We start from the raw sequence: 13,414 nt of genomic DNA on the forward strand, positions 1-13,414 counted from the left end.
GTGACGGAAGCGGATGGTCTGGCACGACAAGGTGGTCTGGCAGGAGGGCATGTTCCTCCGCGCGCAGCACTTCCAGCAGCAGGACCGGCACATGGAGCATCTGCTCCAGGCCCGCGCCGCGCCGCTGCGCCCGCATCCCTGGGGCGTCACGGATTTCGCGCTCGATCGCGATCTGCTTGGCGCGGGTCGCTTCGCGCTTTCGGGCGCCGCGGGCGTGATGGAGGATGGCACGCCCTTCGCCATCCCCGGCACCGCCGATGCGCCCGTGCCGCTCGACCTGCCGGAGGGCACGCGCAACTGCGTCATCTACCTGGCGCTGCCGCTGCGCCAGGCCGGCAGCCCGGAGGTTGCCGCGCCCGATGCGGGGCCGGAGGCGATGCGCGCGCGCCATACGCTGCGCGCCTTCGAGGCCTTCGACACGCATTCCGACAGCACGATGCCGGCGGAGCTTTCCATCGGAAAGCTGCGGATGCGCTACATGCTGGAGACGGAGGAACGCGCGGGCTATGCCTGCCTCGGCCTGGCGCGGGTCGTGGAGGTGCAGGCGGATCGCCGCGTCGTGCTGGATGAGCGCTTCATCCCGCCCTGCCTCCGCATCTCCGCCGCCTTCGTGCTGAACAATCTGGTTGCAGAACTCGTCGGCATGCTGGGGCAGCGGGGCGAGGCACTGGCCGCGCGGCTCGGCCAGCCCGGCGCGCAGGGTGTCGCGCAGGTCTCCGATTTTCTTCTGTTGCAGACGGTGAACCGCTGGCAGCCCTTGATCGCGCATTGGGCGGATGCGGGGAACGTGCATCCCGAATCACTCTTTGCCGCGCTCGTACAGCTGGCGGGCGAACTGGCCACCTTCACCGCGCCGGACAAGCGCGCCACCGCCTATCCCGCCTATCGGCACGATGACCTCCAGCGCAGCTTCGCGCCCGTGGTTGCCGATCTGAGGCGCTCGCTGTCGCAGGTGCTGGAAACCAACGCTGTCGCGATCCCCTTGCAGGACCGCAATTTCGGCGTCCGCGTCGGCGCCATCACGGACCGCAACCTGCTGCGCGCCAGCCAGTTCGTGCTCACCGTCGCGGCCGATGTGCCCGGCGAGCAGATCCGCCGCCTCTTCCCGAACCAGGTGAAGATCGGCGCGGTGGAGCACATCCGCGAACTCGTCAACGTGGCGCTGCCGGGCATCGCGGTGCGGCCGCTGCCCGTGGCGCCGCGGCAGATCCCCTTCAATGCCGGCGCGGTCTATTTCGAGCTCGATCGGGGCTCCCCGCATTGGCAGCAGATGCAGTCCTCGGGCGGCTTCGCCGTGCATGTCTCCGGCGAGTTCCCGAACCTGCGCATGGAGCTCTGGGCGATACGGGCATGAGCGACAACCCCTTCTCCGAGCCTGACGACAGCGACCGCACGGTGGTGCGCGGACCCGGCGGCGCGCCGCCGCCGCCACCACCGCGGGCCAGCGCCGCGCCGCCGCCGCCGCAACCCATGGCCCCGCGCCTGGCAGGGGAAGCAGAGGCGCTGCCCCGGGTCGGCCTCTCCCCCATGGCGGCCGTGGCCGCGCCGCTGCTCGACCTGCTGGCGCGCATCGGCGCCGGGCCGCAGGCGGCGCAAGTGGCGAATCCCGAGGAGTTGCGCGAACGCGCCATGCGCGCGCTGAAGGCCTTCGAGGGCGAGTGCCGCGCGCTGGAGGTCTCGCCCGACCAGATCCGCGCCGCGCATTACGCGCTCTGCGCCGCGCTGGACGATGTGGCGCTGGCGACACCCTGGGGGCAGTCGAGCGGCTGGGCGACGCGATCCCTCGTCTCCTCCTTCCACCAGGAGGTCCGCAGCGGCGAGCGCTTCTTCGACCTGCTCTCCGGCATGCAGAAGGACCCCGGCCGATACCTGAACGCGCTGGAGATCTGCTACCTCTGCCTGGCCCTCGGCTTCCAGGGCCGCTACCGCCTGGCGCCGCGCGGCCATGCGGAGCTGGATCGGATCCGGGAGGGTCTCTACCAGCTGCTGGTGCAGCTGCGCGGCAATTGGGAACGCGAATTGTCGCCACGCTGGCGGGGCGTGGATGCGCCACATCGCGGGCCCGGCCGCAGCGTGCCGGCCTGGGTGGCCGGCGCCGTGGCCATCGCGCTGCTCGCCTTCGGCTATGTCTTCGTCAGCGACAGCGTGAATGCGAAGGGCGACGATCTGCAGGCGCGCCTCGCGCAGCTGCCGCCGGGCGCGCCGCCCGCCATCGACCGCACTGCGCCGCCGGTGCCGCCCGCGCCACCACCGCCACCGCCGCCGACGGCGGAGCCCGACCTGATCGACAAGGTCCGCACCTTCCTCGCGCCGGAGATCCGGCAGGGCCTCGTGACCGTCGAAGGCGATGCGGGTCGCCTGCTCGTGCGCATCGCGGGGCGGGGCATGTTTCCGTCGGGTAGCGCGACGGTGGAGGCCAGCTTCATCCCGCTGCTCAACCGAATCGGCCAGGCGCTGCGGACGGAACCGGGGCGCGTGACGGTGCTCGGCCATTCCGACAACCAGCCGATCCGCACGGTGCGTTTCCCCTCCAACTTCGCGCTTTCCGCCGCGCGGGCTGAAGCCGCCAAGGACATCATCGCCGGCGCCACCGGCGCGCCCGCGCGCTTCACCGCGGTGGGGCGTGCGGATACCGAGCCGCTCACCACCAACGCCACGCCGGAGGGGCGGGAGACCAACCGCCGCATCGAAGTGGTCCTGATGCGGGAGGGCCGCTGACATGAAGGCCTTTCTCACCATTCCCGCCATCGGCGGGCTCATCGGCGCGCTGCTGCTCGTGCCGGTCATCTGGCTCTTCGCGCCGGTCTTCCTGGGCATCGAGGCGCTGTGGCTGCTGGCGCTGCTGGCCGCGGTGCCGGTGCTGCTGTGGCTGGTCGTGATGATCATCGTCGTGCGCCGCCGCGCCGGCCGCGACGCCGCGCTGGTGGCAGGCGCGACCGAGGCACGGGACGCCGAGAACAAGGCGGCCGCCGCGGCCTCGGCGGAGGAAAGCGCGGTCGCGGCGCGGCTGGCGGAGGCGCTGGGCGCGCTGAAGCAGGCGGGCGGCGGGAAAGGCGGCTACCTCTATGAGCGGCCGTGGTACGTCATCATCGGCCCGCCGGGCAGCGGCAAGACGACGGCGATCCAGAACAGCGGGCTCGACTTCCCGCTGGCGGCGGGGCGCGTCGCCGGCGTCGGTGGCACGCGCAACTGCGACTGGTGGATCGCCGAGCAGGCGGTGCTGATCGACACCGCCGGCCGCTACACCACGCAGGACAGCGACGCGAATGCGGACAAGGCGGGCTGGGAACGCTTCCTCGACCTGTTGCGCAGCCAGCGGCCGAAGCAGCCGCTGAACGGCATCGTCGTCGCCTTCGGCGCGGACATGATCAGCCGGCTCGATGCCGCGCAGCGGGACCAGCATGCGCAGGCCGTGCGGCGCCGCATCCGCGACCTGGAGCAGAAGCTCGGACAGCGGCTTCCGGTCTATCTCCTGGTCAGCAAGGCGGACCTCATCGTCGGCTTCTCCGAATTCTTCGACGACCTCGACAAGGAAACGCGCGCCCAGGTCTGGGGAGTCACCTTCCCGCCCCAGGCCGGGCCGGAGGGGCACTCAGGAAAATTCGGCGAGGAGTTCGCGGCGCTGGTGAAGCGGTTGCAGGACCGGCTGCTTGAACGCCTGCAGGCGGAACGCGGGCCGGAACAGCGCGCGCGCATCGGCGGCTTCCCGGCGCAATTCGCCTCGCTGGAGGCGCCACTCGGGGCCTTCGTCAACGCGGCCTTCGGCGGATCGAAGCTCGACCCCGCGCCCTTCCTGCGCGGCATCTACTTCACCTCGGGCACGCAGGAAGGCACGCCGATCGACCGGCTGACGGGGGCGCTGTCGCGCACCTTCGGCCTTGATCCGCGCCGCCCTGCGGCCATCATGGGGCAGAAGGGGCGCAGCTATTTCCTCGGGCGCCTGCTGCGCGACGTCGTGTTCAACGAGGCGCGGCTGGCGGCGCTGGATGGCGGCCAGGCGAAGCGCGGGCGGCTGGTGCAGATGGGCGCCTGGGCCGCGGCGCTTTTGCTGGTGCTGGGCGGCGGCGCCTGGGGCTTCATGGCGATGAATGCGGAGAGCGCCCGCGCCGCCCACCTGGCCGAGGCGCTGGCCAAGGCGGAGCAGGCCGCGCAGGGCCTGCCGCTCGATCGCGTCATGGCGGCGGATGAGTTGCCGCGCGTGGTCCCCTACCTCGACGCCGTGCGCGCCCTGCCGCCTTCCGCGCGGGCGGATGGCGCGCTGCCTGGCCTCAGCCAGGAAGCCAAGCTGATCGAGGGCGGTGAGCTTGCCTATAAGCGCGCGCTCGACCGCGTGCTGCTGCCCCGCCTGCTGGCGCGGCTGGAGGCGCAGATCCGCGCCGGCATGCAGCGGCCGGACTTCCTCTACGAGGCGACGCGCATCTACCTGATGCTCGGCCGCCAGGGCCCGCTCGATCGGGCGCTGGTGAAGGAATGGATGGCGATCGACTGGCAGCAGAGCTTCCCGGGCGCGGTCGCCGCGCCGATGCGGGATGCGCTGGCGCTGCACCTCGATGCCATGCTGGGCGGCGACTTCATCGCCTATCCGCTGGATGGCGCGCTGGTGGACCAGGCGAGGCGCATCTTCTCCCGCCTGCCGATGGCGGAGCGGCTGTATTCGCGGCTGCGCACCAGCGCCGCCAATGCGGCGCCCTGGAAGCCGGCGGACAGCCTCGGCCCCGCCGGGCAGCGCTGGTTCGCGCTGGCCTCCAATCGCCCGCTGGCGGAGGCGCAGGTGCCGGGCCTCTACACGGTGGAGGGGTTGCATCGCGGCCTGCTGCCGCGCCTGCCCGCCGCCATCGTGGAGGCGGCGAGCGAGAGCTGGGTGCTCGGCCCCGAAGCCGCTTCCGGCATGTCGGGCGACCCCCGCCAGCTGGAGCAGGCGGTGCTGCGCCTCTATGCGGAGGACTACGCCCGCGCCTGGCAGGCCGTGCTGGCCGACCTCGTGCTGCCGCCTTTCCGCAACCTGAACCAGGCGTCGGAAGCGCTGAACCTGCTCGGCGCGCCGAACTCGCCCATCCGCGACGTGCTGCGCAGCGCGGCGCGGCAATTGTCGCCGGGCACGCCGCCCGACCCGCCCAGTGGCGCGGCGGGTGCGGCGGTGGCGCAGGTGGCGGGCCAGGCGGCGCAGGCCGCCGCAGGCTCCGGCCGCATCGCGGCGGCGCTGGGGGCGGCGGCGCAGCCTTCCTCCGCGGCGCCGGTTGCGACCGTGGTGGAGGAGCGGTTCCGGCCGCTGCGGGAGGCTTCGGGCCAGCCGCTGGATGCCACGCTGCAGATCGTCAACGACCTCTTCGTCCAGGTGCAGCGCCTGGCGAGCGCGCCGCCCGGCACGGTGCTGCCGCCGGCGGCGGGGCTCGACCCCGGCCAGCGCCTGGCGGCGGAGGCGGCGCGGGCGCCGGAGCCGCTGGGGCGGTGGCTGCAGGCCATGTCCGTCTCCACGGCCAATGCGCGGTCGGGCGGCGCCCGGGCGGCGATCGCGGCGGCGGGGGGGCAGGCGCTCGGCCCCTTCTGCCGGGGGCTGGAGACGCGCTTCCCCTTCCGCCGGACGATCGACGCGCCGGAGATGCCGCTCGATGACTTCGTCCGCCTCTTCGGTCCCGGCGGCGTCTTCGACCAGTTCTTCGCCCAGCACCTGCGGAACTTCGTGGACACGACGCAGCGGCCCTGGCGGCTGGTGGCGGCGGATGGTCTGGCGCCGCCGATCTCTCCGGCGGACCTGATGCAGTTCCAGCGCGCCGCCGCCATCCGGGACGGGTTCTTCCCCTCTGGCCTGGTAGGCGCCGCCATGGGGCTGCGGTTCGAGCTGCTGCCCCAGGGCATGGACCCTGGCGCGAACGGCGCGACGCTGGAGGTGGAGGGCCAGCGGATCGCCATCGCCCGTGGGGCCGTCGGCGCCCGGCCGATCCCGATGATCTGGCCGAGCCGCGGCGGCGTGACGCTGACCTTCGATCCGCCGGCCAGCAGCGGCACGCCGCTCAACACCGATGGTGCCTGGGCGGCGATGCGCTTCGTGGCGCGGGGGCAGCTGACGCAGATCGGCCCGGCGGGCGACCGCTTCCGGCTGCGGATGGTGCAGGGGGAGCGCAGCGCGGAGTTCGAGCTGCGCGCCTCCTCCGTCATGAATCCCTTCGCCCTGCGGGAACTGGCGGAGTTCCGCTGCCCCGCCCTGCCGGCGCAGTGACCATGGCGACGGGGCTCTACGGCAAGCTGCCGGCGCATGGGGACTTCGTGCGCCGGGGGCTGCCCGACAGCTTCGTGGGCCCCTGGGACGCGTGGCTGCAGGCCGGCATCGCAGAGGCGCGGGATGCGCTGGGCGAGGACTTCGCCGGGGCCTGGGCCGCCGCCCCCGCCTGGTGCTTCCGCCTGCCCGCCGGCGCCTGCGGGCCGGATGCCGTGGCGGGGCTGCTGGTGCCGAGCGAGGACATGGTGGGGCGGCTCTTCCCGGTGACCCTGGCCCGCCTGCTGGCGCCCGGGGAGGCGCCGGGCGCCGCCTGGTATCCGGCCCTGGACGCCGCCGCGCGGCGACCGGGCCAGGATGCCGACACGCTGCTGGCCGCGATCACCGCAGCCGATGCCAGCGAGGATGACGCGCCGGCGGAGGGCTGGTGGCGGCTGGACGGCGCGCGCTGGGACTGGCCCGCGCTGCCGCCGCCCGAACTCTTCCGCGTGCTCGCGGAGGGCGGCGGATGAGCCTGGTCCTGGCCGGCGAGGCCGTCACCCATCCCGGTACCGTGCGGCCGCGCAACGAGGATTCCTTCGTCGATCGCGGCGATATCGGCCTCTGGGCGGTGGCGGATGGCGCGGGCGGGCATGGGGCGGGCGACGTCGCCTCCGCCGCGGTGGCGGAGGCGCTGCGGGACCTGCCGCCGGGGCTATCGGCGGCGGAGCTGCTGGCGCAGGTGCGGCTGCGCGTGGGCGCCGTGCATGCGGACCTCCAGGCGCGCGCCGCGGCGGCGGGGCCGGGGCGGGTGATCGCGACGACCCTGGTGCTGCTGCTGGCCCGGGGCGGGCATTTCGCCTGCCTCTGGGCGGGCGACAGCCGAGCCTATCTGCTGCGGGACGGGCAGTTCCAGCGCCTGACGCGGGACCATTCGCTGGTGCAGGACCTGGTCGATGGCGGGGTGATCGACGAGGCGGAGGCGGAGGGCCATCCGCAGGCCAATGTCATCACCCGTGCGGTGGGCGGCCACGGGTCGCTGGAGCTCGACAAGGTCAGCGCCCGCTTCGCCGCCGGCGACCGGTTCTTCCTGTGCAGCGACGGCGTCTTCAAGGCGGTGCCGGAAGCCGAGATCGGCGCCATGCTGGCGGCGGGGCAGGGGGCCTCGGCGGTGATCGAGGCCGCCCTGGCGAATGGCGCGCGGGACAATGTCACGGCGGTGGTGGTGCGGGCCGATGTGGCTTTTTAGCCACTAACCCTTTTTAGCCGATTATGCCGATTAGGTGCGTTTAGCACCGATTTCGCGGACTCCGGGGTGCCGCCGGGCGGACTTCCCGATGAACGGCAGGCCCTGGACGTGGATCGGCCCGTGGCGTTCAGAACATAGACGGAACGCCCGCGCCGATGCCATGAAAATCGGCGGCCCGATCCCCTGGCACTACCGCCGGGGAGCGGTACCAATCCGGGGTCCCCGCAAAGCCGCGAAGCGGTTTTGTGGGGAGATCACGTCGGCGGCAGCCGCAGCGCGCCGTCCAGCCGGATCGTCTCCCCGTTCAGCAGCGGATTGGCGGCGATGGCCATGACCATGTCGGCATATTCGCCGGGCCGGCCGAGGCGGGAGGGGAAGAGGGGCATCTTGCCGAGGCTTTCCCGCGCCTCCTCCGTCAGCGTGTCCATCAGCGGCGTATGGAACAGGCCCGGCGCGATGGTGACGACGCGGACGCCGAACTTCGCGAGTTCCCGCGCCGCCGGCAGCGTCAGGCCGACGATGCCGCCCTTGGAGGCGCTGTAGGCGCATTGCCCGATCTGGCCCTCATAGGCGGCGATGGAGGCCGTCGCGACGACCAGCCCGCGCTCGCCATTCGGCAGCGGCGCGTTGGACGTCATGCGCGCGGCGGCGAGGCGCAGCAGATTGAAGGTGCCGATCAGGTTCACGCGGACCACACGCTCGAACAGCGCCAGGTCATGCGGGCCGTTGCGGCCGGCGACGCGGGAGGCCGGGGCGATGCCGGCGCAGGCGACGGCGAGGCGCAGCGGTGCCAGCGCCGCCGCTTCCTCCACCGCTTTCGCGACCGGCGCTTCCTCCGCCACGTCGCCCGCGACGGCGACGCCGCCAATGCGCGCGGCCACGGCCTCCGCGGCCGCCTGGTTGATGTCCATCACCACAACCCTGGCGCCGGCGGCGGCCAGTGCCTCCGCCGTCGCGGCGCCGAGGCCCGATGCGCCGCCGGTGACGACGGCCGATGCGCCCTGCATGTCCCCAGGGATATCCATGGCTATTGTTCCCCCGCCTTGGCCGCCCGCTTCTCGAGGAAGGCGGCGAGGCCAGCCTGCGCCTCCGGCCCGGTCTGCGCCATGGCGGCCATCATGCTTTCCACGAAGAGGCCGTCCTCCTCGCTCATGTCCTGGATCCGCGGCAGGGCCTGCAACACGCCCATCACCGTCAGCGGTGCCATCTTCGCGACCTTCTCGGCCAGCTCCGTGGCCTTGGCGGGGGCGGCGCCGGCCTCGGTGACATAGGTGACGAGGCCCGCGCGTTCGGCCGCGGCGGCATCCAGCGCCCGGCCGGTCAGCATCATGTCGGCCATCCGGCCGGCGCCGATCAGGCGCGCCACATGCACGCTGGCGCCGCCGCCGACGAAGATGCCGCGCGTGCCCTCCGGCAGGGCGAAGAAGGCGGTGCTGTCGGCGACGCGGATGTGGCAGGCGGCGGCTAGTTCCAGCCCGCCGCCGACGCAGGCGCCATGGATGGCGGCGATGGCCGGGATGCGGCCCGTTCGGATGCGCCGGAACACGGCGTGCCAGCCGCGGGAATGGTGGAAGACCTCCTCCGCCGTGCGGGCCTTGTGCTCGCCGAGGTCGAGGCCGGCGGAGAAGCAGGGGCCGTTGCCCTGGATGATGATGGCGCGGGCTGATCGCTGCGCCTGCACCACGGCGCCGTCCAGCGCTTCCAGCAGCGCATCGCTGATGGCGTTCCGCTTGGTGGGCCGGTCGAGGGCGATGCGGGCGACGGTGCCGCTGATGACGAGGCTGACGAGGTCCCCGGCCATGGGCGTTTCCCCTTAGTTATGCGCCATAACGATAGAGGCGTGGGGCGGAGGGGGCAAGGGCGGGCTCAGCCGCGGGCGAGCAGCCGCAGCGCGTTGATCAGCGTCGCGTGTTCCTCGGGCGTCATGCCCTCGGCCAGCTGCCGCTCGACCTCGGCCTCCCCGGCCTTGCCGCGCTTCAGCAGGGCGCGGCCGGCGGGGGTGAGCTGGAGGAGGTTGGCGCGGCGGTTGCCCTCCTCCTCCGCCCGCTTCAGCAGCCCCTCCTCCTCCAGCGAGGCCAGAAGGACCGTCAGGTTGGAGGGCTTGATGCGCAGCGCCTCCGCCAGCACGCCCTGGCGGATCGCCGGGTTCGCCTCCAGCATCAGCAGCACGGCCAGCCGCCCGGGGGTCAGGCCGAGTGGCGACATGGTGCGGTGGAAGGTCTCGAAGGCAGTCTGCTGCGCCAGCCGCAGCCGGAAGCCGAGCTTGGTGTCGAGGGGCGAGAGGTCGGGCGCCTCGGCGGGCGCGGCCGCGCTGGCCTGGCGGCGGGGCTTGGGCATGGCTTCGGCTTATAAGCCCTGGACCGGATCGCGGAAGGGGGCCTTGGAAGCGAACCGGGACCATACTATTATGGCACATAACAATTCAGGACGCCGTGATCGGCGCCGGAGGAGAGGATGTCCATCCGAGAAGCCCTGCGCGAGGCGCCCACGCGCCGCCGTCTTGGTGCCGCCCCCGTGCGCTTCGAGAAGCGGGCGGATGGGGCGCTGCTGGTCACGCCCGAGCCGCAACTCGGCGCCTATCCGCGGCGGCTGACGGAGCGGCTGGAGCATCACGCGGCGCTGGCGCCTGACCGGACGCTGATCGCCAAGCGGGACAAGGCCGCCGGCGGCGAATGGCGGCGCATCAGCTATGGCGAGATGCTGGGCAAGGTCCGCGCCGTGGGGCAGGCGCTGCTGGACCGCGGCTTGTCGGCCGAACGGCCGCTGGTTTTCCTGTCCGGCAATTGCCTCGACCAGGCGGTGCTGACGCTGGCGGCGCTGCATGTCGGCGTGCCGGTGGCGCCCGTCTCCCCCTCCTACGCGCTGCTGGCCAAGGATTTCCAGAAGCTTCGGCACTGCCTGGCGCTGCTGACGCCGGGCATGGTGTTCGTCAACGACGGCGCGCGCTTCGCGGATGCCATCGCGGCGGTGGTGCCGGAGGATGTGGAACTGCTCGTCAGCGCGAACCCGCCCGCCGGGCGTGCGGCGACGATGATGGCGCACCTGCTCGCCACGACGCCGGGCCGCGCGGTGGACGAAGCCGCGGCCGCCGTCGATCCCGATGCACCCGCGAAAATCCTGTTCACCTCGGGCTCCACGGGGCAGCCCAAGGGCGTGATCGACACGCAGCGCATGCTCTGCTCCAACCAGCAGATGCTGCTGGAGGCCTTCCCCTTCATGGGGGAGGAGCCGCCCGTGCTGCTGGACTGGCTGCCCTGGCACCACACCTTCGGCGGCAACCACAATATCGGCATCTGCGTCTATAATGGCGGCACGATGTACATGGATGACGGCCGCCCGGTGCCCGGCGGCTACGGCGAATCGCTGCGGAACCTGCGGGAGATCGCCACCAGCATCCACTTCAACGTCCCCCGAGGGTTCGAGGAGCTGGTGCACCATTTGCGGGAGGATGCGGCGCTCCGCCGCATCTTCTTCAGTCGCCTGCACATGATGTTCTATTCGGCCGCCGGCCTGCCGCAGCACATCTGGAACGAGCTGGACCGGATGGCGCTGGCGGAGCGCGGGCACACCATCCCGATGATCACCGGGCTGGGGGCGACGGAGACCGCGCCCTTCGCCGTCTGCGTGCGGGAGGAGTTTTCCGAATCGGGCGCGGTCGGCCTGCCGGTGCCGGGGCTGGCCATGAAGCTCGCGCCCGTCGCGGGCAAGATGGAGGCGCGGGTGAAGGGGCCCTCCATCACGCCGGGCTATTGGCGGGATCCGGAGGCGACGGCCAAGGCCTTCGACGAGGAAGGCTATTACTGCTTCGGCGATGCGCTGGTGCCGCTCGACGCGCAGGACCTGCACAAGGGATTCCGCTTCGACGGCCGCATCACCGAGGACTTCAAGATGGCGACCGGCACCTGGGTCAGCGTCGGGCCCCTGCGGGCGAAGCTCGTCGCGGCGCTGGCGCCTTACGTGAAGGACGCGGTGATCGCTGGCGTCGATCGCGACTACCTGGCCGCGATCCTGCTGCCGGAGCCCGAGGCCGTGGCGACGCTCGTGCCGAAGGGGGAGGATGCCGCTTCGCATCCGGCGCTGCGCGCGGCGCTGGCCGCGAAGCTCGCGGCGCTCGGCGCCACCGCCACCGGATCGTCGCAGCGCATCGCCCGTGCCGTGCTGCTGACGGCGCCGCTTTCCCTCGATGCCGGCGAGATCACGGATAAGGGCTCCATCAACCAGCGCGCCGTGCTGTCAGCACGGGCCGCACTGGTGGAGGACCTCTATGCCGATCCCCCGCCGCCCCTCGTCATCGTCACCCCGGAGCTGTCATGACCGCGCTGATCCATGAATGGCGGGACGCCTGGCTGCTGGCCGGCGCCCGCACACCCTTCGCGGACCTCGGCGGGCCGCTCGGCCTGGTTTCGCCCATCGACCTCGGCATCAAGGCGGCGCGCGCCGCCATCGGCAAGGCGGGGATCGACGCGGCGGAGATCGGGCATGTGGTGGCGGGCTCCGTCGCGCAGGCCAGCTTCGACGCCTACATGCTGCCGCGCCATGTCGGGCTCTACGCCGGGGTGCGGGAGGAGGTGCCGGCGCTGCTGGTGCAGCGGGTCTGCGGCACGGGGATCGAGGCGCTGGCGCAGGGCGCCAATGCCGTCGAGCGACAGGGCGCGGGGGTTTCGCTCTGCGTGGGGGCGGAGAGCATGAGCCGCAATCCCATCGCCTCCTACACCCACCGCAACGGCTTCACCTTGGGCGCGCCGGTCGAGTTCAAGGATTTCCTGTGGGAGGCGCTGCTCGACCCGGCTTGCGGGCTCAGCATGGGTGGCACGGCGGAGGAGTTGGCGAAGCGGCACGGGATTTCCCGCGCCGAGGTGGACGCCTTCGCGGCGCGCAGCTTCGACCGCGCGCTGGCGGCGCGGGAGGCGGGCTTCTTCGACGATGAAGTGGTGCCGGTGACGAGCGAGGTGTTTTCGCGCGAGGGTCTGGCGGATCGCGGCATCGCGCTGTCGCGGCGCACGCCTTCCGTGGAAGCCGATACGCATCCCCGGCCGTCTCCGGTGGAGACGCTGGCGAAAATCAGGCCGGCCTTCGGGGGGGTGCAGACGGGGGGCAATTCCTCGGCCGTGGTGGATGGCGCGGCGGCGGCGCTGGTGTGCAGCGGCGATTTCGCGAAAGGCAGGGCGCCGCTGGCGCGGCTGGTGGCGTCGGCCGCCGTGGGCTGCCCGCCGGCCATCATGGGCATCGGGCCCGTGCCGGCCATCCAGGCGCTGCTGGCGCGGACGGGGCTGACGCTCGACCAGATCGACCTGATCGAGATCAACGAGGCCTTCGGGGCTCAGGTGATGGCGTGCTCCCGCGCGCTGGGGCTCGATGAGGCGAAGCTGAATGCGCATGGCGGCGCGATCGCGATCGGGCATCCGCTGGCGGCGACGGGCATCCGCCTGGCCGTGACCTGCGCGCGGGGGCTGAAGCGGCGCGGCGGGCGCTATGGCATCGCCTCCGCCTGCATCGGCGGCGGGCAGGGCATCGCGCTGCTGATCGAGGTGGTGTCGTGACCAGCCTGGTGAATCGCCGCCCGGTGACGATCGAATGGGGGGATTGCGACCCCGCGGGGATCGTCTTCTACCCCCGCTACTTCGCGATCTTCGATGCCTGCACGGCGGCGCTGTTCCAGGCGGCGCTGGGGATGCCGAAGATCCAATGGACGGAGAAGTTCGGCATCGTCGGCATCCCGATGGTCGATACGCGGGGGAAGTTCTCCGTGCCTTCCGCCTATGGGGATGAGGTGGTGGTGGAGAGCCGCGTCACCGCCTTCCGCCGGTCCTCCTTCGATGTCGAGCACCGGCTGCTGAAGGCGGATGGCGCGTTGGGGGTGGAGGGGTTCGAGACGCGCGTCTGGGTGGCGCGGGACCCGAACAACCCGAAGGGCATCAAGGCGGCGGCGATCCCGGCGGAGGTCGTGGCGGCCTTCGGGGGGTAGGCTTGCG

At 72.4% G+C, this 13,414-nt stretch carries 11 protein-coding genes; 8 read left to right on the forward strand and 3 right to left on the reverse strand.

The genetic code is table 11. The annotated features are described in order from the left end of the window. Positions 1 to 13: 13 nt before the first annotated feature. From tssK to G3576_RS07550, 5 genes are read left to right on the forward strand one after another with little or no spacing between them, the layout of a single operon-like run. Positions 14 to 1,354: a type VI secretion system baseplate subunit TssK gene (gene tssK / locus G3576_RS07530; protein WP_164693726.1), complete on the forward strand. Its 1,341-nt coding sequence runs from the start codon at positions 14 to 16 to the stop codon at positions 1,352 to 1,354. Continuing rightward, on the forward strand, positions 1,351 to 2,718 hold the full coding sequence (gene tssL, locus G3576_RS07535) for a type VI secretion system protein TssL, long form (RefSeq protein ID WP_164693727.1): 1,368 nt from the start codon (positions 1,351 to 1,353) through the stop codon (positions 2,716 to 2,718). Before tssK ends, tssL begins: the two co-directional genes overlap by 4 nt. A 1-nt stretch (position 2,719) precedes the next feature. Next, positions 2,720 to 6,217: a type VI secretion system membrane subunit TssM gene (gene tssM / locus G3576_RS07540; RefSeq protein ID WP_164693728.1), complete on the forward strand. Its 3,498-nt coding sequence runs from the start codon at positions 2,720 to 2,722 to the stop codon at positions 6,215 to 6,217. Between the two features lie 2 nt (positions 6,218 to 6,219). Next, positions 6,220 to 6,726 carry a type VI secretion system-associated protein TagF gene (tagF, locus tag G3576_RS07545; RefSeq protein ID WP_164693729.1) on the forward strand — a complete coding sequence of 169 codons (507 nt, stop codon included), beginning with the start codon at positions 6,220 to 6,222 and terminating at the stop codon, positions 6,724 to 6,726. Beyond that, entirely contained in the window at positions 6,723 to 7,442 is a 720-nt protein-coding gene (locus tag G3576_RS07550; protein ID WP_164693730.1) for a PP2C family protein-serine/threonine phosphatase, read from the forward strand. The genes tagF and G3576_RS07550 overlap by 4 nt, the downstream gene beginning before the upstream one ends. A 254-nt stretch (positions 7,443 to 7,696) precedes the next feature. Here the strand turns inward: G3576_RS07550 and G3576_RS07555 are convergent, their stop codons facing one another. The 3 genes from G3576_RS07555 to G3576_RS07565 all read right to left on the reverse strand — a co-directional run bounded on the left by G3576_RS07555 (position 7,697) and on the right by G3576_RS07565 (position 9,779). Further along, positions 7,697 to 8,467 (reverse strand): SDR family NAD(P)-dependent oxidoreductase, encoded by a 771-nt coding sequence (locus tag G3576_RS07555; RefSeq protein ID WP_164693731.1) that lies wholly within the window; start codon positions 8,465 to 8,467, stop codon positions 7,697 to 7,699. 2 nt (positions 8,468 to 8,469) lie between these two features. Then, positions 8,470 to 9,243 (reverse strand): crotonase/enoyl-CoA hydratase family protein, encoded by a 774-nt coding sequence (locus G3576_RS07560; RefSeq protein ID WP_164693732.1) that lies wholly within the window; start codon positions 9,241 to 9,243, stop codon positions 8,470 to 8,472. Positions 9,244 to 9,308: 65 nt separating this feature from the next. Beyond that, complete coding sequence (locus G3576_RS07565; RefSeq protein WP_164693733.1) at positions 9,309 to 9,779, reverse strand: MarR family winged helix-turn-helix transcriptional regulator; 471 nt, start codon at positions 9,777 to 9,779, stop codon at positions 9,309 to 9,311. A gap of 117 nt (positions 9,780 to 9,896) precedes the next feature. Between G3576_RS07565 and G3576_RS07570 the strand changes: the two genes are divergently transcribed. The 3 genes from G3576_RS07570 to G3576_RS07580 are packed head-to-tail and all read left to right on the forward strand — an operon-like array spanning position 9,897 to position 13,407. Beyond that, on the forward strand, positions 9,897 to 11,756 hold the full coding sequence (locus G3576_RS07570; protein WP_164693734.1) for a feruloyl-CoA synthase: 1,860 nt from the start codon (positions 9,897 to 9,899) through the stop codon (positions 11,754 to 11,756). Beyond that, entirely contained in the window at positions 11,753 to 12,982 is a 1,230-nt protein-coding gene (locus G3576_RS07575) for a thiolase family protein (protein WP_164693735.1), read from the forward strand. The genes G3576_RS07570 and G3576_RS07575 overlap by 4 nt, the downstream gene beginning before the upstream one ends. Further along, a complete protein-coding gene (locus tag G3576_RS07580; protein WP_207622701.1) occupies positions 12,979 to 13,407 on the forward strand; it encodes an acyl-CoA thioesterase in 429 nt (142 codons plus the stop codon). Before G3576_RS07575 ends, G3576_RS07580 begins: the two co-directional genes overlap by 4 nt. The last annotated feature ends 7 nt before the right edge of the window (positions 13,408 to 13,414 follow it).

Source organism: Falsiroseomonas algicola, assembly GCF_011040385.1.
In the GTDB taxonomy this organism is placed as follows: Bacteria; Pseudomonadota; Alphaproteobacteria; order Acetobacterales; family Acetobacteraceae; genus Falsiroseomonas; species Falsiroseomonas algicola.

Bases quoted from the DNA above. Each gene is read 5' to 3' on its own strand.
- G3576_RS07570 (WP_164693734.1), top strand. From the start codon at position 9,897: ATGTCCATCCGAGAAGCCCTGCGCGAGGCGCCCACGCGCCGCCGTCTT.
- tssL (WP_164693727.1), top strand. From the start codon at position 1,351: ATGAGCGACAACCCCTTCTCCGAGCCTGACGACAGCGACCGCACGGTG.
- tssM (WP_164693728.1), top strand. From the start codon at position 2,720: ATGAAGGCCTTTCTCACCATTCCCGCCATCGGCGGGCTCATCGGCGCG.
- G3576_RS07565 (WP_164693733.1), bottom strand. From the start codon at position 9,779: ATGCCCAAGCCCCGCCGCCAGGCCAGCGCGGCCGCGCCCGCCGAGGCG.
- G3576_RS07560 (WP_164693732.1), bottom strand. From the start codon at position 9,243: ATGGCCGGGGACCTCGTCAGCCTCGTCATCAGCGGCACCGTCGCCCGC.
- tagF (WP_164693729.1), top strand. From the start codon at position 6,220: ATGGCGACGGGGCTCTACGGCAAGCTGCCGGCGCATGGGGACTTCGTG.
- G3576_RS07555 (WP_164693731.1), bottom strand. From the start codon at position 8,467: ATGGATATCCCTGGGGACATGCAGGGCGCATCGGCCGTCGTCACCGGC.
- G3576_RS07550 (WP_164693730.1), top strand. From the start codon at position 6,723: ATGAGCCTGGTCCTGGCCGGCGAGGCCGTCACCCATCCCGGTACCGTG.
- tssK (WP_164693726.1), top strand. From the start codon at position 14: ATGGTCTGGCACGACAAGGTGGTCTGGCAGGAGGGCATGTTCCTCCGC.
- G3576_RS07575 (WP_164693735.1), top strand. From the start codon at position 11,753: ATGACCGCGCTGATCCATGAATGGCGGGACGCCTGGCTGCTGGCCGGC.